We start from the raw sequence: 25,818 nt of genomic DNA, 5'->3' as shown, positions 1-25,818 counted from the left end.
CATCCGCAAAACAGGGGGGGGCAGAGCGTTGTGATTGAAAACGTGGGAAAACCATGGATGTTTTTGTAGGCCTGATGAACGACAGGTCGTGACAAATCGTTCATTGAACGAGTGACATAGCGTCCATGTTTGGCCGAAACGTCGTTATCTTTGTGCTTGATCGCTCGCTAGACTCGGGGCTTCCCCAGGAGATAGCCCTCATGCACGAGTATCTGAGTCCCGGCCGCTTCATCGATAGTGACCATCCCTCGGTGGTGGAGTTCGCCGAAAAACATCGTGGCAACAGTCGCGACCCGCTCGAGCAGGCGATCAACCTCTATTACGCCGTCCGTGAAGCCGTGCGTTACAACCCTTACACATTTAGCCGTGATCCCCAGACCTTGCGCGGCAGTCATGCACTGGCCACCGGTGAAAGTTATTGCGTGCCCAAAGCCACGCTGTTGGCCGGGTGTGCGCGGCACTGCGGGATTCCTGCGCGGATCGGTCTGGCGGACGTGCGCAATCATTTATCGACGCCGCGTCTGCTCGAATTGCTCAAGAGTGACGTGTTTGCCATGCATGGCTACACCGAGCTTTACCTGAACGGTCGCTGGGTCAAAGCCACCCCGGCCTTCAACCAGGGTCTGTGTGAGTTGTTCAATGTCGCGCCGCTGGAATTCGACGGAATCAACGACAGTGTTTTCCATTCATTCAATCGCGATGGAGACAAATTGATGGAGTACCTGATTGATCACGGCCAGTTCGCCGACGTGCCCGAAACGTTTTTCTTCGCGCACCTTGAACAGTGCTATCCGCACTTGTTCGGCGAGCAACTGCCAGCGCTGCTGGGGGACATGCAGAGCGATTTGAGTCGCGCCTGAACCGGCGTATGCTGCCTGCGCGTTCATCCATTGAGAGGCGGTCATGCTGAAGATCTGGGGTCGGAAAAATTCATCGAATGTCAGAAAGCTATTGTGGGCCGCCGAAGAGCTGGGCCTGGCCTATGAAGCCATCGATGCCGGCGGTGCCTTTGGTGTCGTCGACACCCCGGAGTACCGCGCGATGAACCCCAACGGCCGCGTCCCGGTGATTGAAGACGATGGCTTTGTGTTGTGGGAGTCCAATGCCATCGTCCGTTACCTGTTGGCCCGTCACGCCGAAGGCAGCGCCTGGTACCCGGCCGACCTGCAAGCCCGCGCAACGGCCGACAAGTGGATGGACTGGACCACTTCCAGTTTTGCCGGACCGTTCCGCACGGTGTTCTGGGGCGTCCTGCGCACCCCGGCAGACCAGCAGGACTGGCCCGCCATCAAGGCGGCAATCCAGGAATGCGAAGCGTTGCTGGCGATGGCCGATCAGGCATTGGCAACCCGGCCGTACCTGTCCGGCGATGAGATCGGCATGGGCGACATTCCTTTGGGCAGTTTCATTTATGCCTGGTTCGAAATGCCGATCGAGCGTGCGCCCATGCCGCATCTGGAGGCCTGGTACGCACGGCTCAAACAGCGTCCGGCTTATCAACGGGCGGTGATGACCGCGTTGACTTAATACTCACTATCGACACACTTGACTGTACTTGTGTGGCGGCGACAAGCACCATTGTGCCGGTGCGTCGTGGTTGAGTTGTCCGCCGCCCGCCCCTATTTACTCCTCTCTTCCCTTCTTGGTGCGTAAATCCGATATGAGTTCCGCTCTGTCCATCCGGCAGCTAACCAAAACCTACGGCAACGGTTTCCAGGCCTTGAGTGGTATCGATCTGGATGTCGCCGAAGGTGACTTTTTCGCCTTGCTCGGCCCCAATGGCGCCGGCAAATCCACGACCATCGGCATTCTCTCCACCCTGGTGAACAAGACCAGCGGCACGGTGAATATTTTCGGTCACGACCTGGACAAGGATCCGGCGGGGCTCAAGCGCTCCATCGGCGTCGTGCCCCAGGAGTTCAACTTCAACCAGTTTGAAAAGACCTTCGACATCGTCGTGACCCAGGCCGGTTACTACGGCATTCCGGCGAAAATCGCCAAGGAACGCGCCGAGCAGTATCTGACCCAGCTCGGTCTGTGGGACAAGCGCGATGTGCCGTCGCGCTCACTGTCCGGCGGCATGAAGCGCCGACTGATGATTGCCCGGGCGCTGGTCCACGAGCCACGCCTGTTGATCCTCGACGAACCGACTGCCGGCGTGGACATCGAACTGCGTCGCTCGATGTGGACCTTTCTCACCGAGCTGAACAAAAAAGGCATCACCATCATCCTCACCACGCACTACCTGGAAGAGGCTGAGCAGTTGTGCCGCAACATCGGCATCATCGACCACGGCACCATCGTCGAAAACACCAGCATGAAGCAGTTGCTCGGCCAATTGCACGTCGAAACCTTCCTGCTGGATTTGAAGAACAGCCTGAGCGTGCCACCGCAGCTGATCGGCTATCCGTCACGGTTGCTCGACGACCACACCCTGGAGGTCCAGGTCGACAAGAGCATGGGTATCACTGCGTTGTTCACTCAACTCGCACAGCAGAACATCGAAGTGCTGAGCCTGCGTAACAAAACCAATCGCCTCGAGGAGTTGTTCGTGTCCCTGGTGGAGAAAAATCTGTCGAAGGTGGCGGTATGAGTTCCGAGCTGCAGCCCAACCTCGTTGCCCTGAACACAATCGTCTACCGTGAGGTCCGGCGTTTTACCCGGATCTGGCCGCAGACCCTGCTGCCGCCGGCGATCACCATGGTTCTGTACTTCGTGATCTTCGGTAACCTGATCGGCCGGCAGATCGGCGACATGGGTGGTTTTACCTACATGGAGTACATCGTGCCGGGGCTGATCATGATGTCGGTGATCACCAACTCCTACGGCAACGTGGTGTCGAGTTTCTTCGGCAGCAAGTTTCAGCGTTCCATTGAAGAACTGATGGTGTCGCCGGTCTCGCCCCACACCATTCTGATTGGTTTCACCCTGGGCGGCGTACTGCGTGGCCTGATGGTTGGCGTCATCGTGACGCTGCTGTCGCTGTTCTTCACTGATTTGCAGGTACATCACCTGGGTGTGACCATTCTGGTGGTGGTGCTGACGGCGACCATCTTTTCGCTGCTGGGCTTCATCAACGCGGTGTTTGCGCGCAATTTCGATGACATTTCGATCATTCCGACCTTCGTGCTGACGCCGCTGACCTACCTGGGCGGGGTGTTCTACTCGATCTCGCTGCTGCCGCCGTTCTGGCAGACCGTGTCCCTGGCCAACCCGGTGCTGCACATGGTCAATGCGTTCCGCTACGGCATCCTCGGCGTGTCGGATATCCGCATCAGCATTGCGATTACCTTCATGCTGGTGGCGACCGTCGTGCTGTATATCGGTTGCGCGCGATTGCTGGTCAGCGGCCGCGGGATGCGCACATAAGAGATAGTGTGTCGTCTGAATCGCGGGCAAGCCCGCTCCCACAAGGACCTGTTGTGTAGCACAAGTCGCATTCACACCGAAGAACCTGTGGGAGTGGGCTTGCCCGCGATAGCGTCATGACAGACACCTGCAAGAAACGGCCTCCATACGGAGGCCGTTTTGCTTTCTCACATTCGACTTTTCTTGCGCCGTTTCCATTGCCGCGCCACCCACCAGCGCCAATACATCATCACCAGGCAATAGGCGAGCGCCCCGAGGGCCAACCCCGTCACTACCGAGCCCAGCAAAAACGGCTGCCACAAGGTCGATAACTCGCCGCTAATCCATTCCCAGGTCAGCGCATCCGGCAATTGGCGGGGAGGAACGTCCATCAGCCAGGCGCCGGCCTGGTAAGTGCAATAGAACACGGCTGGCATGGTGATCGGGTTGGTCAGCCAGACCAGGCTGACGGCAATCGGCATATTGCCGCGCACCATGATGGCGAGCATGGCGGCGAGCAACATCTGCAACGGGATCGGCAGGAATGCCGCGAACAGGCCAACGGCCATGGCCCTGGCAACGGAGTGCCGATTCAGGTGCCAGAGGTTCGGGTCATGCAGCAGGGTGCCGAGAAAGCGTAAGGATTTGTGTTCCCTGATGCTGGTCGGGTCTGGCATGTAGCGTTTGAATAAGCGCCGGGGCATAAGGCTTCTCGGTCGGTTAAGGCGGCAAGTATGTCTGGATTCTATGAGGTGCCCATTCAGAGTTTGTGACAATTAATAACGACGGTGGTGCGATGGGCCGGCTATGCCTAGGGGCTGGACTCTCTAGGACGAGCTTATGCGCACAGGGATGGTTGCGTTGGCGCTGGGTCTGCTGGCGTTGCGTTTTTTACCGGCATTGCCGCCGGTCTGGTTATGCACGTTGTTGCCGGTTATCGGTTTGATGCTGCTGCCGTTCAGGACTTATCCAGTGGCGTTTTTCCTGTTCGGTTTGAGTTGGGCCTGCCTGCAGGCCCAATGGGCGCTGGATGATCGATTGCCATCGCGCCTGGATGGCGAAACGCGCTGGGTCGAAGGGCGGGTGGTGGGTTTGCCGCAGCATACCGAGGCGGTGGTGCGTTTCGAATTGGCCGACGCGCGGTCGCGCCACGGTACCGTGCCGCCACTCATGCGTCTGGCCTGGTATGGCGGACCACCAGTGAAGAGCGGCGAGCGCTGGCGAGTGGCGGTCAAGCTGAAACGTCCCGCCGGGCTGCTGAATCCACATGCCTTTGATTACGACGCCTGGCTGTTGGCGCAACGAATCGGTGCGACCGGGACGGTCAAGGACGGCGAGCTATTGAGCGAGGCGCGTGGGGCTTGGCGCGACGGCATCCGGCAGCGGTTGCAGGCCGTGGATGCCCAGGGCCGGACGGGCGTTCTGACGGCGTTGGTGCTGGGGGATGGTGGCGGACTCAGCCGTCAGGACTGGCAGGTGTTGCAAGACACCGGCACTGTGCATCTATTGGTGATTTCCGGGCAGCACATCGGTCTGCTGGCGGGGGTGGTGTATCTGTTGATTGCCGGACTCGCCCGCTATGGCCTGTGGCCGAACCGTCTGCCGTGGTTGCCCTGGGCCTGTGGTCTGGCATTCGCTGCAGCCCTCGGATACGGGTTGTTGGCCGGGTTCGAGGTGCCGGTGCGGCGTGCCTGTTTGATGATCGGTCTGGTGTTGTTATGGCGCCTGCGTTTTCGTCATCTCGGGGCCTGGTGGCCGCTGTTGCTCGCGCTCAATGGCGTGTTATTGCTGGATCCGCTGGCAAGTTTGCAACCGGGATTCTGGTTGTCCTTTGCGGCGGTCGCGGTGTTGATTTTCACTTTCAGCGGTCGTTTGGGACCGTGGCGATGGTGGCAAACCTGGACGCGCGCGCAATGGTTGATCGCCATCGGCCTGGGCCCGCTTTTACTGGTGCTGGGGTTGCCGATCAGTCTCAGTGGACCGCTGGTCAACTTGCTGGCCGTGCCGTGGATCAGTCTGATGGTGTTGCCACCTGCTTTGCTCGGGACGCTGTTTTTGCCGGTGCCGTATGTGGGTGAGGGCCTGTTGTGGCTCGCGGGCGGCTTGATCGATGGGTTGTTCAGGGGCCTGGCGTGGGTGGCTGGCCAGGTTCCGGCATGGGTGCCCGCGGCGATCCCGCTGTGGGTCTGGGGCCTGGGTGCCTTGGGGGCCTTTCTCTTGTTGCTGCCGCGAGGCGTACCGTTGCGCCCGCTGGGCTGGCCGCTGCTGCTGTTGCTGATTTTTCCGCCGCGTCCGGAAATACCGGAAGGCGTTGCCGACATCTGGCAGCTGGACGTCGGCCAAGGCCTGGCGATCCTGGTGCGCACTCGCCACCACACGCTGCTGTATGACGCGGGTCCCCGATTCGGTGATAACGATCTCGGCGAGCGCGTGGTCTTGCCAGCGTTACGCAAGCTGGGCGTGGACGGTATTGACCTGATGCTGATAAGCCACGCCCATGCCGGCGGGGCGCGGGCAGTCGCCCAGGGGCTACCGGTGAAGCACGTACTCGGTGGTGAACCCGCAGAATTGCCGAGTGAATGGCAAGCGGCGGGCTGCGAGAGCGGTCGGCGATGGACCTGGGACGGCGTGAACTTTGAACTGTGGCAATGGGCGCACGCCCGTGAAAGTAATCCCAAATCCTGCGTGTTGCAGATTGAAGCCAGCGGTGAGCGAATGCTGCTGACCGGCGACATCGATATGGCCGCCGAGCGAGCGTTGCTCGAGAGTCCGTTGGCCATACCCACCGATTGGCTGCAATCGCCGCACCATGGCAGCCGCAGTTCGTCCTCCATGGCGCTGCTTGACCGGTTGCTGCCCAGCGCGGTGCTGATCTCACGTGGCCAGGGCAATTCGTTCGGCCATCCACACCCGACCGTCCTGGCACGCTATCAAAAGTACGGCATGGCGATCTACGACAGTGCGGATCAAGGTGCCATTCATCTCCAGCTCGGGCGTTTCGAGGCGCCGCGCTCAATGCGTCTGGAACGGCGCTTCTGGCGCGATCCACCACCCCTGGCCAAATAACCGGGTGTCATGAACGCCCGACCGAATGCGACATCACGGTCTTCGGTGCGCCGACCCCCTATGTTAGAGTGGCGCACTTTTTCGAGGGGACTGTCACTGTGTGGGAATTGGTTAAATCCGGCGGTTGGATGATGATACCGATCATCCTGAGTTCCATCGCGGCAATGGCGATTGTCGCTGAGCGCCTTTGGACCCTGCGTGCCAGTCGCGTCACCCCGGAGCACTTGCTCGGGCAGGTCTGGGTCTGGATCAAGGACAAGCAGCTCAATAAGGAAAAACTCAAGGAACTGCGCGCCAATTCGCCATTGGGCGAGATCCTGGCGGCGGGTCTGGCGAACTCCAAGCATGGCCGCGAGATCATGAAAGAGTGCATTGAAGAAGCCGCCGCCCGGGTCGTCCACGAGCTGGAGCGCTACATCAACGCCCTCGGCACCATCGCCGCCATGGCGCCGTTGCTGGGCCTGCTCGGTACGGTGCTGGGCATGATCGATATCTTCAGTTCGTTCATGGGCACGGGCATGGCGACCAATCCGGGGGTGTTGGCCGGCGGTATTTCCAAGGCATTGATCACTACGGCGTCGGGGCTGATCGTAGGTATTCCATCGGTGTTCTTCCATCGTTTCCTGCAACGGCGTATCGATGAACTCGTCGTGGGCATGGAGCAGGAAGCCATCAAGCTGGTCGAGGTGGTGCAAGGCGACCGTGATGTGGATCTGGCCGGGAGCAAAGCGTGAAATTCCGCCGCAAACCACGGGAAACGGTGGACATCAACCTCGTGTCGCTGATCGACGTGGTGTTTGTCCTGTTGCTGTTTTTCGTGGTGACCACGACCTTTACCCGTGAAACCCAATTGCGTGTCGACCTGCCGGAAGCGGTCAGCGGCTCGCCGGCTGAAGACCAGACCAGGCAGCTGGACGTCGCCATCAGTGCCGAAGGCGTGTTTTCGGTGAATAACCAGGTATTGCCGAAAAGTGACCTGGCGACCCTGATGGACGCGTTGCAGAAAGAATCCGGCGGCGATACCAGCCGGCCGCTGTCCATCAGCGCCGACGGCAAGACCCAGCATCAGGCGGTGATCACCGCCATGGACGCCGCCGGCAAGCTTGGCTTCAGTCACTTGCGCATGACCACCATCGAGGCGGCGCCGCCCGCACCCTGATGGCCATGTCCGATCGCCTGCTTGCCGCCTGGTATCGGGGTCATCCGGCCCTGAAACTTCTGCAGCCGCTGGAGTGGTTGTATCGGCGCGTGGTCAACAACAAGCGCAAGCGCTTTCTGGCGGGCGAGGGTGATATCTATCAGCCACCCGTGCCGTTGATCGTGGTCGGCAACATCACCGTGGGCGGCACCGGCAAGACACCGCTGATTCTGTGGATGATCCAGCATTGCCAGCGCAGTGGTTTGCGGGTGGGTGTGGTCAGTCGTGGTTACGGCGCCAGGCCGGCGCAATGGCCATGGCGGGTCGAGGCGGATCAAACCGCAGACATTGCCGGTGACGAGCCATTGTTGATCGTCCAGCGCACCGGTGTGCCGTTGATGATCGACCCCAATCGCAGCAATGCCGTCAAATCCTTGCTGGCGAGCGAACCGCTGGACCTGATTTTGTCCGATGACGGCATGCAGCATTACCGGCTGGCCCGGGACCTGGAGCTGGTGCTGATCGACGCTGCCCGTGGCCTGGGCAACCAGCGTTGCCTGCCGGCCGGGCCGCTACGAGAACCGGTCGAACGCCTGCAAAGCGTCGATGCGGTGCTCTATAACGGCGCCACGGCTGACCGCGATGGAGGGTTCGCTTTCCAGTTGCAACCCACCGCGCTGGTCAATCTGCAAAGCGGTGAGCGTCGTCCCCTCGATCACTTTCCAAAAGGCCAGGCGCTGCACGCCGTGGCCGGGATCGGCAATCCGCAGCGTTTCTTCAAGACCCTCGAAACGCTACACTGGCAACCCGTGCCGCATGCCTTCGCCGACCATGCCGAATATAGCGTGCAGGCCTTGAATTTCACTCCGTCATTGCCATTGGTGATGACCGAAAAGGACGCGGTGAAGTGCCGTGCCTTCGCCGCTGCCGATTGGTGGTACCTGGCGGTCGATGCTGCGCCGTCGCCGGCCTTCGTGGCCTGGTTCGATACGCAGTTGATGCGCCTGTTACCGGCCCGACTTTTGCCTTAAACCGTTTTATCCAGGGAATGCTCATGGACACCAAATTGCTCGACATCCTCGCTTGCCCGGTCTGCAAAGGCCCACTCAAGCTCAGCGCCGACAAGACCGAGCTGATCAGCAAGGGCGCCGGCCTGGCTTATCCGATCCGCGACGGTATCCCGGTGATGCTCGAAACCGAAGCTCGCACCCTCACGACCGATGAGCGTCTGGACAAATGACCACAGCCTTTACCGTTGTCATTCCTTCGCGATACGCCTCTACGCGCCTGCCGGGCAAGCCGCTGCTGCTGATCGCCGGCAAGCCGATGATTCAACACGTTTGGGAGCAGGCAAGCAAAAGCAGCGCCCAGCGTGTGGTGGTTGCCACGGATGACGCCCGTATTGTCGAGGCTTGCCAGGGTTTTGGCGCTGAGGTGGTGCTGACTCGCGAAGACCACAACTCCGGTACCGATCGTCTGGCGGAAGTCGCGGCGAAACTGGGCCTTGCGCCCGATGCCATCGTTGTCAACGTCCAGGGCGATGAGCCGTTGATCCCGCCGAGCGTGATCGATCAGGTCGCCGCCAATCTGGCTATCCACACCGAAGCGCGCATGGCCACCCTGGCCGAGCCCATCGACGATGTTGAAACCCTGTTCAATCCCAACGTGGTCAAGGTTGTCAGTGATCTCAATGGCCTGGCCCTGACTTTCAGTCGCGCCACGTTACCGTGGGCACGGGATGCTTTCGCCAAGAGCCGCGAGCAATTGCCGCAAGGCGTGCCTTACCGCCGCCACATCGGTATTTATGCGTACCGTGCCGGTTTCCTGCATGACTTTGTCAGCTGGGGCCCATGCTGGCTGGAAAACACCGAGAGCCTGGAACAACTGCGTGCGCTGTGGCACGGCGTACGGATTCACGTTGCCGATGCGCTGATCGCACCGCCGGCCGGCGTCGATACCCTTGAAGACCTTGAGCGCGTTCGTCGCCTGCTGGAGGCCTGATGCGTGTTTTGTTTGTATGCCTGGGCAACATCTGCCGTTCACCCACGGCCGAAGGCGTGCTGCGGCATAAATTGCGTGAGGCGGGGCTGGCCGACCAGATAGAAGTCGCCTCCGCCGGCACCGGTGAATGGCACGTCGGCCAGGCGCCGGACAAGCGCAGCCAGGCGGCTGCCAAGCTGCGAGGTTATGATTTGTCCGCCCAGCGCGCCCAACAAGTGACCCGTGCCGATTTCTCCACCTACGACCTGATCCTGGCGATGGATAAAAGCAATCTGCGCGATCTCGAGTCCATGCAACCGGTCAAGGGTAAAGCAGAGCTGGATCTGTTCCTGCGCCGCTATCAGTCGGGCATCGATGAAGTGCCGGATCCCTATCACGACAGTGACCAGGGCTTCGAGCGGGTGCTGGATTTGATCGAGCGTGCCAGTGATCTGCTGGTGATCGAATTGAAGGGACGGTTATGAGTCTGCAGGTGCGGCAACAGGTTTCGCTCAAACCGTACAACAGCTTTGGCGTGGATGTTCAGGCCCGTCTGTTTGCCGAGGCCCATAGCGACGCCGACGTGCGTGACGCTCTGGCTTATGCCCGGGACCATGACGTGCCCTTGCTGGTCATCGGTGGTGGCAGCAACTTGCTGTTGACGGCGGACGTGTCGTCGCTGGTGCTGCGCATGGCCACTCGCGGGGTTCGTGTGCTGAGCGACGATGGCCGCACAGTCGTGCTTGAAGCCGAGGCTGGCGAGCCCTGGCATCCGTTCGTGCAGCACACACTGGCGCAGGGGTTGTCCGGTCTGGAAAACCTGAGCCTGATTCCCGGCACCGTGGGCGCGGCACCGATGCAGAACATCGGTGCTTATGGCGTCGAGATCAAGGACGTGTTTGCCGGCCTGACGGCACTCGATCGCCACAGCGGTGAACTGCGCGACTTCAGCCTGGAAGAATGCAACTTCGCTTACCGCGACAGCGTCTTCAAGCAGCAACCGGGGCGCTGGTTGATCCTTCGGGTACGTTTCACGCTCGACCGCACCGCGCATCTGCATCTGGATTACGGCCCGGTGCGTCAGCGCCTGACCGAGCAGGGCATCGATCAGCCGACCGCCACTGACGTCAGCCAGGCCATTTGCAGTATCCGCAACGAGAAGCTTCCGGACCCGGCGGTGCTCGGCAATGCTGGCAGTTTCTTCAAGAATCCGCTGGTACCGGCCGCGCTGGTAGCGCAGCTCAAGGGCGAATACCCGGATCTGGTGGCCTACGCGCAACCGGACGGTCAGATGAAGCTGGCCGCAGGCTGGCTGATCGAACGGGCAGGGTGGAAAGGGTTTCGCGAGAACGATGCCGGCGTGCATAAATTGCAGGCACTGGTGCTGGTCAACTATGGCAGTGCTACCGGGCTGCAATTGCTCGACCTGGCACAGCGTATCCAGAAAGACATTTCAGAGCGTTTTCATGTCAATCTGGAAATGGAGCCCAATCAGTATTGAGGCTAAGCTTTCCAGACTGATCTCAAAGCCCTGCACAACTTCCATTGTGCAGGGCTTTTTTGTTAATGCTGGGTTAACTTAGCCACCTAACGATACCAGCATTTGCTCCATCCAAAGGCCCGGTGCAGACGTGTTCGTTCGCACAAGAGAGCCCAATAGCCTGAGTCGATCTGCGATTACCGAACCGCTTGGCTAAAGCGGCAGATTGCTCGACCCCATAACCCAATACTATGCGGGCGTGCCCATGATTACCCTGAAACTCAATGGTCAAGACCATCAACTCGACGTCACCGAGGACATGCCGCTGCTCTGGGCGATCCGCGACGTGGCCGGTTACAACGGCACCAAATTCGGCTGCGGCATGGGCCTGTGCGGTGCCTGCACCATTCACATCGAAGGCGCTCCGGCGCGCAGCTGCATCACGCCAATCGGCTCGGTAGTGGGGCAGAACGTCACCACGATCGACAATCTGCATGCCGACCCGGTCGGCCAGGTCGTGCAGCAAGCCTGGCTCGATACGGCCGTAGCCCAGTGCGGTTACTGCCAGGGCGGGCAAATCATGTCGGCTACCGCATTGCTCAAAACCAATCCGAACCCGAGCGACGAACAGATCGAAGAGGCGATGGTCGGCAACATTTGCCGCTGCGGCACCTACAACCGCATCAAGACCGCCATCCGCCAGGCATCCACTCACCTGAAGGAGGCCAAGGCATGAGCCAGTTACCGAATGATTTCGCCCTGAGCAACCTCAGTCGGCGTGGTTTCCTCAAAGGCGTGGGTGCTACCGGCGCCTTGGTGGTGGCCGCCAGTTGGGGCTGGCAAGACGCGTTCGCCGAGGAGAAGGAGAAGAAGTTCGGCGCCGATGGCATGCCCCACGGCTCGGTCGACGATCCCAAGGTTTACCTCAGCATCGCAGCTGACGGCACAGTGACAGTCGTCTGCAACCGTTCGGAAATGGGTCAAGGGGTGCGCACCAGCCTGACCATGGTCGTGGCCGACGAACTCGAAGCCGATTGGGCGCGGGTCAAAGTCAAGCAGGCACCGGGCGACGAAGTGCGTTTCGGCAACCAGGACACCGACGGTTCGCGCAGCATGCGCCACTGGTACGAGCCAATGCGCCGCTGCGGTGCCGCCGCGCGGACCATGCTGGAGCAGGCGGCTGCCGAGCAGTGGAAAGTGCCGGTCAGTGAATGTCATGCGCAACTGCATAAAGTCATCCATAAACCTTCCGGTCGCGAGCTGGATTATGGTGCCCTGGCCGCCGCTGCCAGCGCCTTGGCCGTGCCGGCGCGTGACAGTCTGCGACTCAAGCAACCTTCGGAGTTCCGCTACATCGGCAAGGAAGGCACCAGGGCCATCGACGGCGACGACATCGTCAACGGTCGCGCGGTGTATGGTGCCGACGTGCATGTCGACGGCATGTTGTTCGCCACCATTGCCCGTCCAGCGGTTTACGGTGGCAAGGTCAAAACCTTCGATGCCAGCGCCGCGATGAAAGTCCCCGGTGTACTCAAGGTCGTGCAGATCGAAAGCCGTCCACTGCCCTCGGAGTTCCAACCGCTGGGTGGGGTGGCGGTGGTGGCCAGTAATACCTGGGCGGCGATCAAGGGACGTGAAGCGCTGAAAATCGAATGGGATGACGGCGCCAATGCCAGTTACGACTCGATCGCCTACCGCAAGGAGCTGGAAGCCGCTTCGCTCAAGCCCGGCAAAGTGGTGCGCAACACGGGCAACATCGATGAAGCCATGAGCGGCGCCAACAGCACGCTGGAAGCCTCCTACTACTTGCCGCATCTATCGCAGTCGCCGATGGAGCCAATGGTCGCCATCGCCCGCTACAAGGACGGTGTGTGCGAAGCCTGGGGCCCGAGTCAGGCGCCACAGGTCACCCGTGAGCGGATCAGCGAACGTCTCGGCCTGCCGTTCGACAATGTCACCTTCAATGTCACCTTGTTGGGTGGCGGTTTCGGCCGCAAGTCGAAGCCGGATTTCATTATCGAGGCGGCGATTCTTGCCAAGGAGTTCCCTGGCAAGGCCGTGCGTGTGCAATGGACCCGCGAAGACGACATCCACTGCTCCTATTTCCATACCGTGTCCGCCGAGTACCTGAAGGCCAGCCTGAACAAGGATGGCCTGCCATCCGGCTGGTTGCATCGCACGGTCGCGCCGAGCATCACCGCATTGTTCGCGCCGGGCATGAACCACGAGGCGGCATTCGAGCTGGGCATGGGCTTTACCAACATGGCGTACGCGATTCCCAACGTGCGCCTGGAAAACCCCGAGGCGACGGTGCACACCCGCGTCGGCTGGTATCGCTCGGTGTCGAACATTCCCCACGGCTTTGCGATCCAGAGTTTCGTCGATGAACTGGCGCACAAGGCCGGACAGGACCCGCTGAAGTACCAGATCAAATTGCTCGGCCCGGACCGCAAGATCGACCCGCGCACCTTGAGTGAAGAGTGGAACTACGGTGAATCGCCGGAACGTTACCCGATCGACACCGGACGTTTGCGCACGGTGCTGGAAACTGCGGCCAAAGCCGCCGGTTGGGGGCGCGAGCTGCCGAAGGGGCGCGGCCTGGGCCTGGCGGTGCATTACAGCTTTGTCACATACGTGGCGGCGGTGATCGAAGTCGAGGTCAAAGACGATGGCACGTTGATTGTGCACAAGGCTGACATTGCCGTGGATTGCGGGCCGCAGATCAATCCCGAGCGGATTCGCGCGCAGTTCGAAGGTGCCTGCGTCATGGGCCTGGGCAACGCGGTGCTGGGTGAAATCAGTTTCAAGGATGGCAAGGTCCAGCAGGACAACTTCCATATGTACGAAGTGGCGCGCATGTCCCTGGCGCCGAAGGAAGTCGCCGTGCATCTGGTCACGCCGCCGGGCAATGTCCCATTGGGCGGCGTCGGCGAGCCCGGCGTGCCGCCGATTGCGCCGGCGCTGTGTAACGCGATCTTCGCTGCCACCGGCAAGCGCATCCGCAGCCTGCCGGTTCGCTATCAGTTGCAGGGCTGGCAAAAGGCTGAAGCCTGATGGACAGCGCTGATCTGAATGTCCTGCGCAGTGTCCTGGAGTGGCGCCGTGCCGGTCAGCGGGTGGTGTTGTACAGCGTGGTCCAGACCTGGGGCACCGCGCCCCGGGCGCCTGGTGCCATGCTGGCCTTGCGCGAAGATGGCGTGGTGATCGGTTCGGTTTCGGGTGGTTGTGTCGAGGACGACCTGATTGCCCGGTTGCACGATGGTCGGATTCCGGCCGACGGGCCGCCGGTGCAATTGATCACCTACGGCGTGACCCGCGAAGAGGCGGCACGTTTTGGCTTACCGTGCGGCGGCACGTTGCGATTGACCGAGGAGCGCGTCGGCGATCCCGCGTGGGTCGCTGAACTGCTGGCGCGTTGCGAAGCCCATGAAATCGTGGCACGTTGCCTTGATATCGCAACCGGTGAAGTGGTTGTGCAGCCGGCCGGCAAAACGGATGTACTGGCATTTGACGAGCAGACCTTGCGCGCCATCTACGGCCCCCGCTGGCGCTTGTTGTTGATAGGCGCAGGGCAATTGTCACGCTACGTCGCCGAAATGGCGCGGCTGCTGGATTTCGAAGTGCTGATTTGCGATCCGCGTACCGAGTTCGTCTATGGCTGGGAAGAGCAGCATGGCCGTTTCGTCTCCGGCATGCCCGATGAGGCGGTGCTGAGTATCCAGACCGACGAGCGCACGGCCATCGTTGCCCTGACCCACGACCCGCGCCTGGATGACATGGCCCTGCTGACGGCTCTCGATTCCAGGGCGTTTTACGTCGGCGCGCTGGGATCACGGGTTAACAGCCAGAAGCGCCGGGACAATCTGGCTCAACTGGGCTTGTCGCAACAGGCCATTGATCGGCTGCACGGCCCGATCGGTTTGCATATCGGCAGTCATAGCCCGGCGGAAATCGCCTTGTCGCTGATGGCTGAAATCGTGGCCATTAAAAATGGCGTGGAGCTGAAACAGAAGAAGCCGCTACAGGAGCGCGTATGAGCGAGTCCATCGGCGTCATTGTGCTGGCAGCGGGGCAGGGCAGCCGGTTTCGTCAGTTCGCCGGTGGCGACAAGGACAAGTTGCTGGCCGATTGCACCGGCCGCGATGGTGCGGTTCGTTCGGTGATCGAACACGTGCTGGTGAATCTGCCGGCCAATGGGGGCAAGCGCGTCCTGGTGACCACCGCTGATCGACCCCAAGTGATTCGCATGGCCCAGGCTTATGGCTGCGAAATTGTGTTGATCGAGTCCATCGGCATGGGCGACAGCATTGCTGCGGGAGTTTCTGCCTGTGCGCAACTCGATGGCTGGTTGATGATGTTGGGTGACATGCCGTTCATCCTGCCGTCCAGCATTGAAAAAGTCCTGGCGGGCATCAGCCACGACAGCGTCAGCGTGCCGGTGCAGAACGGAGAGTATGGGCATCCGGTCGGGTTCGGACGTGATTTCGCGGCGGGATTGATGGCGCTATCGGGAGATCGTGGCGCCAAGCCGCTATTCGCCAAGGGGCGTGTGGTTGAGGTGGCTGTGGGGGATCCCGGGGTGTTATGGGATGTGGATGTGCCGGAGAAGTTGGTCTTCAAGTAATCGCTGATCCCTGTGGGAACTCGCGCCCACAGGGAATCGGTGTGATTGTTCTGGATATGAAAAAGCCCCGCCTGGGTTACCAGGCGGGGCTTTTCATTAGCCGATGGAATCAGGCGAGAGGTTTAGGCTCGTGTTCTTTTTCCAGGGCTTGTTCGTGTTGCTCAACCGCTTCCTGAACGGAGCGAGGTGCTTCGTGGATTGCGGATTGAGCTGGCTCGACAGCAACTTCTGCAGTCGGGGCAGGTGCTGCCTCGGCCACTTCAGCAACAACTGCTTCAGCCTGAGCAGCAGCGGCAGCCAATTCGGCTTCCTTCTGCAGGCGCTCTTCTTCACGCTTGCGACGACGCACTTCACGCGGGTCGTTCGGTGCGCGGCCGCTAGGCGTCAGGGCGCTGGCCGGAGCGGCAGCCACCACTGGTGCAGGCTCTTCGACAACTACCGGCGCTTCCACGACAGGAGCAGGCTCGGCTGCTGCGACGACCGGCTCGGAGGTCACTGTATCGGTGACCGGAGCTTCAACGGCCGGAGCTTCAACGACTGGCGCTGGAGTTTCGGTTACGGCTGGCTCGGCAACCCAGTTGAACGCGGTTTGCTCTTCGCGAACTTCACGAACGGCTTCGGTCACGGTTTCAGTGGCGGTTTCGACAACCGGTTCTGCAACCACGACAGGCGCTTCAACCACAGGCTCCGCTTGTGGTGCTTGTGCCACTTCGACTTCCGGCGATGCGCTAGCTTCGACCGGACTAGTCGCTTCAACGACTGGCGCTTCGACTGGAGCGGTTTCCAGGGTGGCGGCAGTGGCGCGTTCGGCTTGCTCGTTGGCCTGTGCTTCGGCCGGGGCGCTGATCACGGTGCTGGCAACGGCTGCGGTAACAGCCAGGCCGGCGGCCAGGTCAGCGGTGCTTGGTGCTTCATTGCTTTCGCCGGATTCGGATTCTTCCGAACCTTCGATCACATTGCCGTTGGCATCGCGTTGACGCTCGCGACGGTTGCTGCGACGACGCTGGCCACGGGAACGGCGGCGTGGGCGATCGCCTTCGGCGCCGTCCTGACCTTCTTCCTGCAGTTGCTCTTCGTTGGTGGTCAGCTCTTCTTCAGCGACGGCAGCGGCTTGCTCGGCACGGGGTTGACGTTCTTCACGCGGTGGGCGTGGAGCGCGTTCTTCGCGTGGCGGGCGGGCCGGGCGCTCTTCAGCGGTCGCCGCCGCAGCCGGAGCAGCAGCCGGAGCAGCATCCAGAGGCTCACGCAGTTCACGAACGCGCTCTTCGCGTTCGCCACGTGGCTTGCGGTCTTCACGCGGTGCGCGAGGGGCACGTTCTTCTCGTGGAGCACGCGGTGCGCGTTCTTCACGTGCTACGGCTGGTGTCTCTTCACGGGCTTCGCGTGGTTGACGCTCTTCGCGTGGCTCACGTGGTGCGCGCTCTTCACGCGGTGCACGTTCTTCGCGCGGCTTGCGTTCTTCATCGCGGCGACCGTTACGGTTGCGGCTCTGCTGGCGACCGTTGCGACGTTGTTCTTCATTGCTGCGAGCCGGACGCTCGGTGGCAGCCGGTTTCTCGACCACGGCCGGGGCAGCAGGCTCTTCCTTGGAGGCGAACAGGCTGACCAGCGATTTCACCAGGCCCTTGAACAGGCTTGGCTCTGGAGCAGCGACGGGAGCGGCAACCGGAGCGGCAACGACTTCGGTCGGAACCGGAGCGTTGGCACGGGCTGGCGCAGTCTTGACCGCCGCTTCCTGGCGAACCAGGGTGCGGGTGGCCGCAGCTGGCTGGACTTCTTCCACTTCGGCAGCGGCAGCAGCGATTTCGTAGCTGGACTGGTTGATCGCGGCTTCAGGGCTGTCATCACGCAGACGCTGTACTTCGAAGTGCGGCGTTTCGAGATGATCGTTCGGCAGAATCACGATGCGGGCACGGGTGCGCAGTTCGATCTTGGTGATCGAGTTGCGTTTTTCGTTGAGCAGGAACGCGGCGACCGGGATAGGCACCTGGGCGCGAACTTCGGCGGTGCGGTCTTTCAGTGCTTCTTCTTCGATCAGGCGCAGGATCGCCAGCGACAGCGATTCAACATCACGGATGATGCCGGTACCGTTGCAGCGCGGGCAGACGATGCCGCTGCTCTCGCCCAGGGAAGGACGCAGGCGCTGACGGGACATTTCCAGCAGGCCGAAGCGCGAGATGCGACCGACTTGCACGCGAGCGCGGTCGGCTTCCAGGCATTCGCGGACTTTCTCTTCCACGGCACGCTGGTTCTTGGCAGGGGTCATGTCGATGAAGTCGATGACGATCAGGCCGCCAATGTCGCGCAGGCGCAACTGACGGGCGATTTCTTCGGCGGCTTCAAGGTTGGTCTGCAGGGCGGTTTCTTCGATGTCGCTGCCTTTGGTGGCGCGCGCCGAGTTGATGTCGATGGACACCAGGGCTTCGGTCGGATCGATAACGATGGAGCCGCCGGAAGGCAGTTCGACCACGCGCTGGAACGCGGTCTCGATCTGGCTTTCGATCTGGAAGCGGTTGAACAGCGGAACGCTGTCTTCGTACAGCTTGATCTTGCTGGCGTACTGCGGCATCACCTGACGGATGAAGGTCAGGGCTTCGTCCTGGGCTTCGACGCTGTCGATCAGCACTTCGCCGATGTCCTGGCGCAGGTAATCGCGGATGGCGCGGATGATCACGTTGCTTTCCTGATAGATCAGGAATGGCGCGGAGCGATCCAGCGAGGCTTCTTTGATGGCGGTCCAGAGTTGCAGCAGGTAGTCGAGGTCCCACTGCATTTCTTCACTGCTGCGGCCCAGGCCGGCAGTGCGCACGATCAGACCCATGTCGGCCGGGGCAACCAGGCCGTTCAGGGCTTCACGCAGTTCATTGCGCTCTTCGCCTTCGATGCGACGGGAGATGCCGCCGGCACGCGGGTTGTTCGGCATCAGTACCAGGTAACGGCCGGCCAAGCTGATAAACGTGGTCAGGGCGGCGCCCTTGTTGCCACGTTCTTCTTTTTCGACCTGAACGATGACTTCCTGGCCTTCGCTCAGGACGTCCTTGATGTTGACGCGGCCTTCAGGGGCTTTCTTGAAGTATTCGCGGGAGATTTCTTTGAGTGGCAGGAAGCCGTGGCGCTCGGAGCCGAAATCGACAAAGGCAGCCTCAAGGCTTGGTTCGATGCGAGTAATCCGGCCTTTATAGATGTTGGCCTTCTTCTGCTCGCGTGCACCGGATTCGATGTCCAGGTCGTAGAGGCGCTGGCCATCTACCAGTGCAACACGCAACTCTTCGGGTTGAGTTGCGTTAATCAGCATTCTTTTCATGTAGTACCGTCGGTTTCCGGGCTGCCGGAAACGGCGTTCGGCACACACGACTTCTCACGGTCGGTGTCAGGTGCGTCAGGAGTGGTTGGACACTCCAGTGTCTAGCGAACCCCGACCAATTGGGCCGGCGTCGCGACGTACGCGTCCTGCTTGCTGTGGCTACTTAAGCACTCAGTCAGGAGGAGGAATCAACCAGCGGCTGTGGACGAGATGAAGCGTCTTGATAAAGCCTATTGCTACACAGTCCAGCGGTTGTGCATCTCCACCCTACACGTATCCCTGATAATTCGGGTGCTGCCGCGCGCAGAATCCGCAGCGGGTTGGCATTTACCGTGAGCTCCGATAGGGGAGGTCACGCATCATGGCTAATTTAGGCGTTGTTTCCGAAGCGTTCGCTCGGGGTCATTCGCAGCTGACTGCACTTTGTGAACTGGCCATGAATATTGGCTCGCAAGACGAGTGAAAACTCTGCTTTGCGGTTTGATTCAGGCCTCATGTCACCTGCGCTTGTTACAACTGCAAACTCCACCGTTACGTAGCGAAAGCCCCGTAGGACGGCCTCGCGTCCTGGTGAATTGCGTTGGTCAGGGTCGGTTTTTGACCGTTGGTCCGCTGTCCAGGCCGCTTTTGGCGGCGTTCGCGACTATAGCAGCAATGATTAAGTGCTTCAATTCCATAAAAAATTGTTATCATCCGCGGCATGACGACTACAGCCCCCTCGACCCCAGGCGTACAACTGCTTGAGGTCTCGCCGGAATATGCCGGCCAACGTATTGATAACTTCCTTCTCGCTCGGCTCAAAGGCGTGCCCAAGACCCTGATTTACCGCATTTTGCGCAAGGGCGAAGTGCGGGTGAACAAGGGGCGGATCAAGCCCGAATACAAGCTGCAGGCGGGCGATATCGTGCGCGTGCCGCCGGTTCGCGTGCCTGAACGCGACGAGCCGGTGCCGCTGGCCCAGGGCCTGCTGCAGCGACTCGAAGCCTCGATTGTCTATGAAGACAAGGCGCTGATCGTGATCAACAAGCCTGCTGGCATCGCTGTTCACGGCGGTAGTGGCTTGAATTACGGCGTCATCGAAGCCTTTCGTCAGTTGCGCCCCGACTGCAAGGAGCTGGAACTGGTCCACCGTCTTGACCGTGACACTTCCGGGCTGCTGATGATCGCCAAGAAGCGCAGCATGTTGCGTCACCTGCACGCCGCATTGCGCGGTGATGGTGTCGATAAGCGCTACATGGCGCTGGTTCGCGGCAACTGGGCGAGCTCGATCAAGCAAGTCCGTGCGGCGCTTGGCAAGAGCAATCTGCGCTCCGGCGAGCGCATGGTCGAGGTCGACGAGGAGGAGGGCAAGGAGTCTGTGACCGTGTTCAAGGTCCTGCGTCGCTTTGGCGACTTTGCCACCCTGATCGAAGCCAAGCCGATCACCGGCCGCACTCACCAGATCCGCGTCCACACGTTGCACGCCGGGCACTGCATTGCCGGCGACACCAAGTACGGCGATGACGATTTCAGTAAGGAAATTCGCGACCTGGGCGGCAAGCGCCTGTTCCTGCACGCCTACATGCTGACTGTGCCGCTGCCCGACGGCGGTGAACTCAAGTTGCAGGCGCCGGTCGATGAAATGTGGGCCAAGACCGTGGAGCGATTGAGTGCGCCCATCTGATTACAAGCTGCTGATTTTCGATTGGGATGGCACGCTCGCCGATTCCATTGGTCGGATTGTCGAAGCGATGCATGTGGCATCGGAGCGAACCGGTTTTCCGTTGCGTGATGATTTCGCCGTCAAGGGCATCATCGGGCTTGGTCTGCCGGAAGCGATCCGAACCTTGTACCCCGAAATCGGCGATGCCGAGCTGATAGCCTTTCGTCAGCATTATGCGGATCACTACATCGCGTCGGAGGCGGTACCTTCGCCGTTGTTCGAGGGGGTCGTTGAGTCGCTCGAGGCGTTTCGTGCCGAGGGCTATCATCTGGCTGTGGCGACCGGCAAGGCCCGTCGCGGGCTGGATCGGGTGTTGAAATCCCATGGCTGGGAAGATTATTTCGACATCACCCGTGCGGCTGACGAGACCGCCAGCAAGCCGCATCCGCTGATGCTTGAGCAGATCCTGGCTCATTGCAATGTGGCTCCCGCGCAGGCACTGATGGTCGGCGACTCGTCGTTCGATCTGCAGATGGCGCGCAATGCCGGGATGGATTCGGTGGCGGTCGGCTACGGTGCTCAATCGATCGAAGCGCTGAAGCTGTTCGGGCCGCGCCTGGCGGTCGATCGCTTTTCAGAATTGCATGCCTGGCTGAGTCAGCGGGCTTAATACGTTGTTGCTGGGGTAGATGGCATGACCGACGAATGGAAAGCGCCCGCCAAGTCGAGCGCAGAGAGCGGTGACGAGAAAAGCTGGAAGCTGCTGGAAAAGACGCTGCTGGCCGGCGTGCAGGAACAGCGTCGGTCTCGTCGCTGGGGGATTTTCTTCAAGCTGCTGACGTTTGTGTACCTGTTCGGCGCGCTGGCCTTGTTCACGCCGCTGGTGGACATGGAAAAGGCCGCCACCCGCAGCGCCCATTACACGGCGTTGATCGACGTGACGGGCATGATCGCCGACAAGGAGCCGGCCAGCGCCGACAATATCGTTGGAAGCCTGCGAGCGGCCTTCGAGGACGATAAGGTCAAGGGCGTAATCCTGCGTATCAACAGTCCGGGTGGCAGTCCGGTGCAGTCAGGTTACGTCTATGACGAGATTCGCCGCCTGCGTGGCCTGCATCCGGATATCAAGCTCTATGCGGTGATTTCGGATCTGGGGGCTTCCGGCGCGTATTACATTGCCAGTGCGGCCGATCAGATCTACGCCGACAAGGCGAGCCTGGTGGGTTCCATCGGCGTCACGGCGGCCGGTTACGGCTTTGTCGGTACCATGGAGAAGCTGGGGGTCGAGCGTCGCACCTACACTTCTGGCGAACACAAGTCGTTCCTTGATCCGTTCCAGCCGCAAAAACCGGAAGAGACGGCGTTTTGGCAGGGTGTGCTCGATACCACCCACAATCAGTTCATCAACAGCGTCAAGCAGGGGCGGGGTGATCGCCTGAAGGACAAAGAGCATCCGGAGCTGTTCTCCGGCCTGGTCTGGTCTGGCGAGCAGGCGCTGCCGCTGGGGCTGATCGATGGCCTGGGTAATGCCAGTTCGGTTGCCCGGGATGTGATCGGCGAAAAAGAGCTGGTGGATTTCACGGTTCAGGAGTCGCCGTTCGATCGCTTCTCGAAAAAGCTCGGCGCCAGCGTGGCTGAGCATTTGGCGATGTGGATGGGTTTCAATGGTCCATCGCTGCGTTGATCTTTTGGATGCTCAAAATAACCGGCCTGTGTGGCCGGTTTTTTGTGGCTCAGGGAATTTGCACGCCTTCAGTCAGCAGCATGTCGACAAGGCGGATCAGCGGTAGTCCGATCAGGCTGGTGGCGTCCGGGCCTTCGGTGCTTTGGAACAGGCTCACGCCCAGGCCTTCGGCCTTGAAGCTGCCAGCGCAGTCGTAGGGTTGTTCGGCGCGCAGATAGCGCTCGATGCGCGCGCTGTCGAGTGTGCGCATGTGCACGGTGAACGGTATGCAGTCGACCTGGCAGCGACCGGTCTGGCTATTGAGCAGTGCCAGGCCCGTCAGGAAGGTCACGCTGGCACCACTGGCGGCCAGCAGTTGTTCGCGGGCCTTTTCGAAGGTGTGGGGCTTGCCGATGATGCTGTCCCCCAGCACGGCAACCTGGTCGGAGCCAATGATCAGGTGAGCGCTGTGGTGGTCGGTCAATGCGCGGGCTTTTTCCTCGGCGAGGCGCTTGACCAGATCAACGGCGGTCTCGCCCGGGCGATGGCTTTCGTCGATATCTGGCGAGCTACAGGTAAACGGCAGTTGCAGGCGGGCCAGCAATTCCCGGCGATAGACCGAGCTGGAAGCGAGTAATAAAGGCAGCATGGGCAACTCCAAAAGGCAGACGGGAATTCTAGCGAGCCTTCCAAGTGACGGACAGGGCTGAATTTCCTTTGACATGGGCGGGGGCATCCCTATAATGCTGCGCCTATGTTGAATGACCCGATTCCACCTCACGTTGACCCGCGCAAATTGGCTGACCGTGGCACCACCCTTCAAGGTGAAATGCTGCTGGCCGATTTGGAGAGACTCTGCGACCCGCTTTCCGACAATGTCGGTACGGTGCAGGCTAAATTCGTTTTTGAACGAGATGAACGTAAATCTGTGGTCATCCACAGCTTTATCGACACTGAAGTCAAAATGGTTTGCCAGCGTTGTCTTGAGCTGGTCACCCTGCCGATCCATAGCGAATGCAGTTATGCTGTGGTGAAGGAGGGTGCGAATACCCAGTCGTTGCCGAAAGGTTATGACGTGCTGGAACTGGGCGAAGATCCATTGGATCTGCAGTCACTGATCGAGGAGGAGCTTCTGCTCGCCTTGCCCATTGTGCCTGCTCATCATCCGGAAGAATGCCAGCAGCCGGCGGGAGCAGATGAGCCCGAACCGAGCGAGGACGAGGTAACGCGGTCCAACCCGTTCAGTGTATTGGCGCAGTTAAAGCGTGACCCAAACGTTTAGGAGTTAATCAATTATGGCTGTTCAGCAGAACAAAAAATCCCGCTCTGCCCGTGACATGCGCCGTTCGCACGACGCTCTCGAGGCTAGCACTCTGTCTGTAGAAAAAACCACTGGTGAAGTTCACCTGCGTCACCACGTATCGCCAGAAGGCGTATACCGTGGCCGTAAAGTGATCGACAAGGGCGCTGACGAGTAATCACTTGTCCGCTCAAGTCATCGCGATTGACGCAATGGGCGGGGACTTCGGTCCCCGCAGCATTGTCCAGGCCAGCCTTGCTTGCCTGTCTGCTACACCCTCGCTACACCTGACCCTCGTCGGTCAAACCTCCCTCCTTGAAGAATTGATCGCTGGCCATTCGGCTGTGGATCGCGCTCGCCTGTCGATTACACCTGCGTCCGAATTCATCACCATGGATGAAAAACCGGCCCAGGCCCTGCGCGGCAAGCCTGATTCCTCGATGCGCGTGGCGCTTGAGTTGCTGCGTGACGGCAAGGTCCAGGCCTGTGTCAGTGCCGGCAACACCGGTGCGCTGATGGCGTTGTCGCGGTTTGTGCTCAAGACCTTGCCTGGCATTGATCGGCCCGCCATGATCGCGGCGATTCCGACGCAGAAAGGGTACTGTCAGTTGCTCGACCTGGGTGCGAATGTCGATTGCAGTGCCGAGCACTTGTTGCAGTTCGCGGTGATGGGGTCTGTCGCGGCAGAAACCCTCGGTATTGTTCGTCCGCGTGTAGCGCTGCTGAATATCGGCACTGAAGATATCAAGGGCAACCAGCAGGTCAAGCTGGCGGCAACGTTGTTGCAGAATGCCCGTGGCATCAATTACATCGGTTTTGTAGAGGGTGACGGCTTATACCGTGGCGAGGCGGATGTCGTGGTGTGTGACGGCTTTGTCGGCAATATCCTGCTCAAATCCAGCGAAGGCCTGGCCACCATGATTGCCGGGCGCATCGAGGCGTTGTTCAAGAAAACCCTGATGTCGCGAATGGTCGGTGCATTGGCGCTGCCGTTGATGAAGCGTCTGCAAGCGGATCTGGCTCCGGCACGGCATAATGGCGCAAGCTTTTTGGGGTTGCAGGGGATTGTGGTGAAAAGTCACGGTTCTGCCGGGGTACAGGGCTTTCAGAGTGCCATTCAGCGTGCGCTGATCGAGATTCAGGAAAACCTGCCCGAGCGACTTCACGGTCGTCTTGCGGATTTGTTGCTTTAGGCGTTTTCGTCGGACAATGCTTAAATGTGACCGCTCAGTTCAATTGGCCATCCAACTGTCAGTTTCTTGCGTCCCCCAAGAGGGACGTCAATTCTCCGACGACAAGATCATTAGGGGCTTGTTACATGTCTGCTTCCCTCGCATTCGTCTTTCCGGGACAGGGTTCGCAGTCCCTCGGCATGCTGGCCGAGTTGGGCGCGCAACATCCGGTTGTCCTCGAAACATTCAAAGAAGCTTCCGATGCTCTGGGTTACGACCTGTGGGCACTGACCCAGCAAGGGCCGGAAGAGCAACTCAATCAAACCGATAAAACCCAACCGGCCATTCTGACCGCCTCGATCGCCCTGTGGCGTCTGTGGCTGGCTGAAGGTGGTGCGCGTCCGGCCTACGTGGCTGGTCACAGCCTGGGGGAATACAGCGCGCTGGTCGCGGCGGGCAGCCTGAGCCTGGGCGATGCGGTGAAGCTGGTCGAGCGTCGTGGCCAACTGATGCAGGAAGCCGTTCCCGCCGGGCAGGGTGGCATGGCCGCCATCCTCGGGCTGGACGATGCTGACGTAGTGGCGGCCTGTGCTGAAGCGGCGCAAGGCGAAGTGGTCAGTGCGGTCAACTTCAACTCTCCAGGCCAGGTGGTTATCGCCGGTGCCAAGGCTGCGGTCGAGCGCGCCATCGAAGGCTGTAAGGCCCGTGGTGCCAAGCGCGCCATGCCACTGCCGGTCAGCGTGCCGTCCCATTGCGAGCTGATGCGTCCGGCCGCCGAGCGTTTCGCTGAGTCGATCGCTGCGATCGACTGGCAGGCGCCGCAGATTCCTGTGGTGCAGAACGTCAGTGCCGATGTGCCGGCCGATCTGCAAATCCTCAAGCGCGATCTGCTTGAACAGCTCTACAAGCCTGTGCGCTGGGTCGAATCGGTCCAGGCACTGGCGGCCAAGGGGGCAACTCAATTGGTCGAATGCGGCCCGGGCAAAGTGCTGGCCGGTCTGAACAAACGCTGCGCCGAAGGCGTATCGACTTCCAACCTCAATACCCCAGACGCTTTCGCTGCCGCTCGTGCAGCGCTGGCCTGAATCAGGAGAAGCTTGC

General features: G+C 60.6%; 26 protein-coding genes. 23 read left to right on the top strand and 3 right to left on the bottom strand.

The genetic code is table 11. From position 1 onward, the window contains the following. Window positions 1-200: 200 nt before the first annotated feature. The 4 genes from ACX3YF_RS30445 to ACX3YF_RS30430 all read left to right on the top strand — a co-directional run bounded on the left by ACX3YF_RS30445 (window position 201) and on the right by ACX3YF_RS30430 (window position 3,369). Window positions 201-860 (top strand): transglutaminase-like domain-containing protein, encoded by a 660-nt coding sequence (locus tag ACX3YF_RS30445; RefSeq protein ID WP_458974793.1) that lies wholly within the window; start codon window positions 201-203, stop codon window positions 858-860. A 43-nt stretch (window positions 861-903) separates the two neighbouring features. Beyond that, window positions 904-1,527 (top strand): glutathione S-transferase family protein, encoded by a 624-nt coding sequence (locus ACX3YF_RS30440; protein WP_458974792.1) that lies wholly within the window; start codon window positions 904-906, stop codon window positions 1,525-1,527. A gap of 133 nt (window positions 1,528-1,660) precedes the next feature. Further along, window positions 1,661-2,593: an ABC transporter ATP-binding protein gene (locus ACX3YF_RS30435; RefSeq protein WP_103406459.1), complete on the top strand. Its 933-nt coding sequence runs from the start codon at window positions 1,661-1,663 to the stop codon at window positions 2,591-2,593. Further along, entirely contained in the window at window positions 2,590-3,369 is a 780-nt protein-coding gene (locus tag ACX3YF_RS30430) for an ABC transporter permease (protein WP_103406458.1), read from the top strand. The genes ACX3YF_RS30435 and ACX3YF_RS30430 overlap by 4 nt, the downstream gene beginning before the upstream one ends. A gap of 167 nt (window positions 3,370-3,536) precedes the next feature. On the opposite strand, the gene ACX3YF_RS30425 is transcribed toward ACX3YF_RS30430, so the two are convergent. Beyond that, window positions 3,537-4,052 carry a DUF2062 domain-containing protein gene (locus ACX3YF_RS30425; RefSeq protein ID WP_198132801.1) on the bottom strand — a complete coding sequence of 172 codons (516 nt, stop codon included), beginning with the start codon at window positions 4,050-4,052 and terminating at the stop codon, window positions 3,537-3,539. Between the two features lie 136 nt (window positions 4,053-4,188). Between ACX3YF_RS30425 and ACX3YF_RS30420 the strand changes: the two genes are divergently transcribed. The 12 genes from ACX3YF_RS30420 (at window position 4,189) to ACX3YF_RS30365 (ending at window position 15,636) form a co-directional block, all read left to right on the top strand. Beyond that, window positions 4,189-6,414 (top strand): DNA internalization-related competence protein ComEC/Rec2, encoded by a 2,226-nt coding sequence (locus tag ACX3YF_RS30420; RefSeq protein ID WP_458974791.1) that lies wholly within the window; start codon window positions 4,189-4,191, stop codon window positions 6,412-6,414. A 98-nt stretch (window positions 6,415-6,512) separates the two neighbouring features. Beyond that, window positions 6,513-7,148 carry a MotA/TolQ/ExbB proton channel family protein gene (locus tag ACX3YF_RS30415; RefSeq protein WP_047526945.1) on the top strand — a complete coding sequence of 212 codons (636 nt, stop codon included), beginning with the start codon at window positions 6,513-6,515 and terminating at the stop codon, window positions 7,146-7,148. Continuing rightward, window positions 7,145-7,573, top strand: a complete 429-nt coding sequence (locus ACX3YF_RS30410) for an ExbD/TolR family protein (protein ID WP_448646059.1) — start codon at window positions 7,145-7,147, stop codon at window positions 7,571-7,573. The genes ACX3YF_RS30415 and ACX3YF_RS30410 overlap by 4 nt, the downstream gene beginning before the upstream one ends. After that, window positions 7,573-8,583 carry a tetraacyldisaccharide 4'-kinase gene (gene lpxK, locus ACX3YF_RS30405; protein ID WP_448646060.1) on the top strand — a complete coding sequence of 337 codons (1,011 nt, stop codon included), beginning with the start codon at window positions 7,573-7,575 and terminating at the stop codon, window positions 8,581-8,583. The genes ACX3YF_RS30410 and lpxK overlap by 1 nt, the downstream gene beginning before the upstream one ends. 23 nt (window positions 8,584-8,606) lie before the next feature. Beyond that, window positions 8,607-8,792 (top strand): Trm112 family protein, encoded by a 186-nt coding sequence (locus ACX3YF_RS30400; RefSeq protein WP_007945752.1) that lies wholly within the window; start codon window positions 8,607-8,609, stop codon window positions 8,790-8,792. Continuing rightward, window positions 8,789-9,553 (top strand): 3-deoxy-manno-octulosonate cytidylyltransferase, encoded by a 765-nt coding sequence (gene kdsB / locus ACX3YF_RS30395; protein WP_448646061.1) that lies wholly within the window; start codon window positions 8,789-8,791, stop codon window positions 9,551-9,553. Before ACX3YF_RS30400 ends, kdsB begins: the two co-directional genes overlap by 4 nt. Further along, the gene (locus ACX3YF_RS30390) at window positions 9,553-10,017 is read left to right on the top strand and encodes a low molecular weight protein-tyrosine-phosphatase (protein ID WP_130206748.1); all 465 of its coding nucleotides are present in this window, start codon (window positions 9,553-9,555) and stop codon (window positions 10,015-10,017) included. Before kdsB ends, ACX3YF_RS30390 begins: the two co-directional genes overlap by 1 nt. Further along, on the top strand, window positions 10,014-11,033 hold the full coding sequence (murB, locus tag ACX3YF_RS30385) for a UDP-N-acetylmuramate dehydrogenase (protein WP_130206750.1): 1,020 nt from the start codon (window positions 10,014-10,016) through the stop codon (window positions 11,031-11,033). Before ACX3YF_RS30390 ends, murB begins: the two co-directional genes overlap by 4 nt. A gap of 244 nt (window positions 11,034-11,277) precedes the next feature. Next, entirely contained in the window at window positions 11,278-11,748 is a 471-nt protein-coding gene (locus ACX3YF_RS30380; RefSeq protein WP_090467760.1) for a (2Fe-2S)-binding protein, read from the top strand. Further along, entirely contained in the window at window positions 11,745-14,066 is a 2,322-nt protein-coding gene (locus ACX3YF_RS30375; RefSeq protein ID WP_458974790.1) for a xanthine dehydrogenase family protein molybdopterin-binding subunit, read from the top strand. Before ACX3YF_RS30380 ends, ACX3YF_RS30375 begins: the two co-directional genes overlap by 4 nt. After that, the gene (locus ACX3YF_RS30370) at window positions 14,066-15,049 is read left to right on the top strand and encodes an XdhC family protein (RefSeq protein WP_198132805.1); all 984 of its coding nucleotides are present in this window, start codon (window positions 14,066-14,068) and stop codon (window positions 15,047-15,049) included. The genes ACX3YF_RS30375 and ACX3YF_RS30370 overlap by 1 nt, the downstream gene beginning before the upstream one ends. Further along, the gene (locus ACX3YF_RS30365) at window positions 15,046-15,636 is read left to right on the top strand and encodes a nucleotidyltransferase family protein (RefSeq protein WP_130206756.1); all 591 of its coding nucleotides are present in this window, start codon (window positions 15,046-15,048) and stop codon (window positions 15,634-15,636) included. Before ACX3YF_RS30370 ends, ACX3YF_RS30365 begins: the two co-directional genes overlap by 4 nt. Window positions 15,637-15,745: 109 nt before the next feature. Here ACX3YF_RS30365 and rne read toward each other — a convergent pair whose 3' ends face one another. After that, window positions 15,746-18,940 (bottom strand): ribonuclease E, encoded by a 3,195-nt coding sequence (gene rne, locus ACX3YF_RS30360; RefSeq protein ID WP_458974789.1) that lies wholly within the window; start codon window positions 18,938-18,940, stop codon window positions 15,746-15,748. A 700-nt stretch (window positions 18,941-19,640) separates the two neighbouring features. On the opposite strand from rne, the gene rluC reads away from it, so the two are divergent. Genes rluC through ACX3YF_RS30345 form a run of 3 tightly spaced genes read left to right on the top strand, consistent with a single transcriptional unit; the run spans window position 19,641 to window position 22,266 of the window. After that, window positions 19,641-20,603 (top strand): 23S rRNA pseudouridine(955/2504/2580) synthase RluC, encoded by a 963-nt coding sequence (rluC, locus tag ACX3YF_RS30355; RefSeq protein ID WP_130206760.1) that lies wholly within the window; start codon window positions 19,641-19,643, stop codon window positions 20,601-20,603. Continuing rightward, the gene (locus ACX3YF_RS30350; protein ID WP_130206762.1) at window positions 20,590-21,252 is read left to right on the top strand and encodes an HAD-IA family hydrolase; all 663 of its coding nucleotides are present in this window, start codon (window positions 20,590-20,592) and stop codon (window positions 21,250-21,252) included. Before rluC ends, ACX3YF_RS30350 begins: the two co-directional genes overlap by 14 nt. A gap of 24 nt (window positions 21,253-21,276) precedes the next feature. Beyond that, window positions 21,277-22,266 (top strand): S49 family peptidase, encoded by a 990-nt coding sequence (locus tag ACX3YF_RS30345; protein ID WP_458974788.1) that lies wholly within the window; start codon window positions 21,277-21,279, stop codon window positions 22,264-22,266. 49 nt (window positions 22,267-22,315) lie between these two features. On the opposite strand, the gene ACX3YF_RS30340 is transcribed toward ACX3YF_RS30345, so the two are convergent. Beyond that, window positions 22,316-22,894: a Maf family protein gene (locus ACX3YF_RS30340; RefSeq protein ID WP_458974787.1), complete on the bottom strand. Its 579-nt coding sequence runs from the start codon at window positions 22,892-22,894 to the stop codon at window positions 22,316-22,318. A gap of 105 nt (window positions 22,895-22,999) precedes the next feature. Here ACX3YF_RS30340 and ACX3YF_RS30335 point away from each other — a divergent pair, with 105 nt between their 5' ends. From ACX3YF_RS30335 to fabD, 4 genes are all read left to right on the top strand, one after another. Then, window positions 23,000-23,527: a YceD family protein gene (locus ACX3YF_RS30335; protein WP_007942001.1), complete on the top strand. Its 528-nt coding sequence runs from the start codon at window positions 23,000-23,002 to the stop codon at window positions 23,525-23,527. A gap of 13 nt (window positions 23,528-23,540) precedes the next feature. Next, entirely contained in the window at window positions 23,541-23,723 is a 183-nt protein-coding gene (gene rpmF, locus ACX3YF_RS30330) for a 50S ribosomal protein L32 (protein WP_003179396.1), read from the top strand. Window positions 23,724-23,727: 4 nt separating this feature from the next. Next, the gene (gene plsX / locus ACX3YF_RS30325) at window positions 23,728-24,738 is read left to right on the top strand and encodes a phosphate acyltransferase PlsX (protein ID WP_130206767.1); all 1,011 of its coding nucleotides are present in this window, start codon (window positions 23,728-23,730) and stop codon (window positions 24,736-24,738) included. Window positions 24,739-24,863: 125 nt separating this feature from the next. Next, window positions 24,864-25,802, top strand: coding sequence for an ACP S-malonyltransferase (gene fabD, locus ACX3YF_RS30320; protein ID WP_130206768.1), 939 nt, complete (start codon window positions 24,864-24,866; stop codon window positions 25,800-25,802). The last annotated feature ends 16 nt before the right edge of the window (window positions 25,803-25,818 follow it).

This window comes from Pseudomonas fluorescens group sp. PF-69 (genome assembly GCF_054481235.1).
The sequence above is the reverse complement of the archived record's forward strand: the minus strand, read 5'-3'. Positions and strand labels throughout refer to the sequence as shown.

Coding starts and splice junctions, on each gene's coding strand:
- rpmF (WP_003179396.1), top strand. CDS start 23,541: ATGGCTGTTCAGCAGAACAAAAAATCCCGCTCTGCCCGTGACATGCGC.
- lpxK (WP_448646060.1), top strand. CDS start 7,573: ATGGCCATGTCCGATCGCCTGCTTGCCGCCTGGTATCGGGGTCATCCG.
- ACX3YF_RS30380 (WP_090467760.1), top strand. CDS start 11,278: ATGATTACCCTGAAACTCAATGGTCAAGACCATCAACTCGACGTCACC.
- ACX3YF_RS30345 (WP_458974788.1), top strand. CDS start 21,277: ATGACCGACGAATGGAAAGCGCCCGCCAAGTCGAGCGCAGAGAGCGGT.
- murB (WP_130206750.1), top strand. CDS start 10,014: ATGAGTCTGCAGGTGCGGCAACAGGTTTCGCTCAAACCGTACAACAGC.
- ACX3YF_RS30365 (WP_130206756.1), top strand. CDS start 15,046: ATGAGCGAGTCCATCGGCGTCATTGTGCTGGCAGCGGGGCAGGGCAGC.
- ACX3YF_RS30400 (WP_007945752.1), top strand. CDS start 8,607: ATGGACACCAAATTGCTCGACATCCTCGCTTGCCCGGTCTGCAAAGGC.
- rluC (WP_130206760.1), top strand. CDS start 19,641: ATGACGACTACAGCCCCCTCGACCCCAGGCGTACAACTGCTTGAGGTC.
- ACX3YF_RS30425 (WP_198132801.1), bottom strand. CDS start 4,052: ATGCCCCGGCGCTTATTCAAACGCTACATGCCAGACCCGACCAGCATC.
- ACX3YF_RS30370 (WP_198132805.1), top strand. CDS start 14,066: ATGGACAGCGCTGATCTGAATGTCCTGCGCAGTGTCCTGGAGTGGCGC.
- fabD (WP_130206768.1), top strand. CDS start 24,864: ATGTCTGCTTCCCTCGCATTCGTCTTTCCGGGACAGGGTTCGCAGTCC.
- ACX3YF_RS30440 (WP_458974792.1), top strand. CDS start 904: ATGCTGAAGATCTGGGGTCGGAAAAATTCATCGAATGTCAGAAAGCTA.
- ACX3YF_RS30390 (WP_130206748.1), top strand. CDS start 9,553: ATGCGTGTTTTGTTTGTATGCCTGGGCAACATCTGCCGTTCACCCACG.
- ACX3YF_RS30445 (WP_458974793.1), top strand. CDS start 201: ATGCACGAGTATCTGAGTCCCGGCCGCTTCATCGATAGTGACCATCCC.
- ACX3YF_RS30435 (WP_103406459.1), top strand. CDS start 1,661: ATGAGTTCCGCTCTGTCCATCCGGCAGCTAACCAAAACCTACGGCAAC.
- ACX3YF_RS30375 (WP_458974790.1), top strand. CDS start 11,745: ATGAGCCAGTTACCGAATGATTTCGCCCTGAGCAACCTCAGTCGGCGT.
- ACX3YF_RS30430 (WP_103406458.1), top strand. CDS start 2,590: ATGAGTTCCGAGCTGCAGCCCAACCTCGTTGCCCTGAACACAATCGTC.
- ACX3YF_RS30340 (WP_458974787.1), bottom strand. CDS start 22,894: ATGCTGCCTTTATTACTCGCTTCCAGCTCGGTCTATCGCCGGGAATTG.
- ACX3YF_RS30335 (WP_007942001.1), top strand. CDS start 23,000: ATGTTGAATGACCCGATTCCACCTCACGTTGACCCGCGCAAATTGGCT.
- kdsB (WP_448646061.1), top strand. CDS start 8,789: ATGACCACAGCCTTTACCGTTGTCATTCCTTCGCGATACGCCTCTACG.
- ACX3YF_RS30420 (WP_458974791.1), top strand. CDS start 4,189: ATGCGCACAGGGATGGTTGCGTTGGCGCTGGGTCTGCTGGCGTTGCGT.
- rne (WP_458974789.1), bottom strand. CDS start 18,940: ATGAAAAGAATGCTGATTAACGCAACTCAACCCGAAGAGTTGCGTGTT.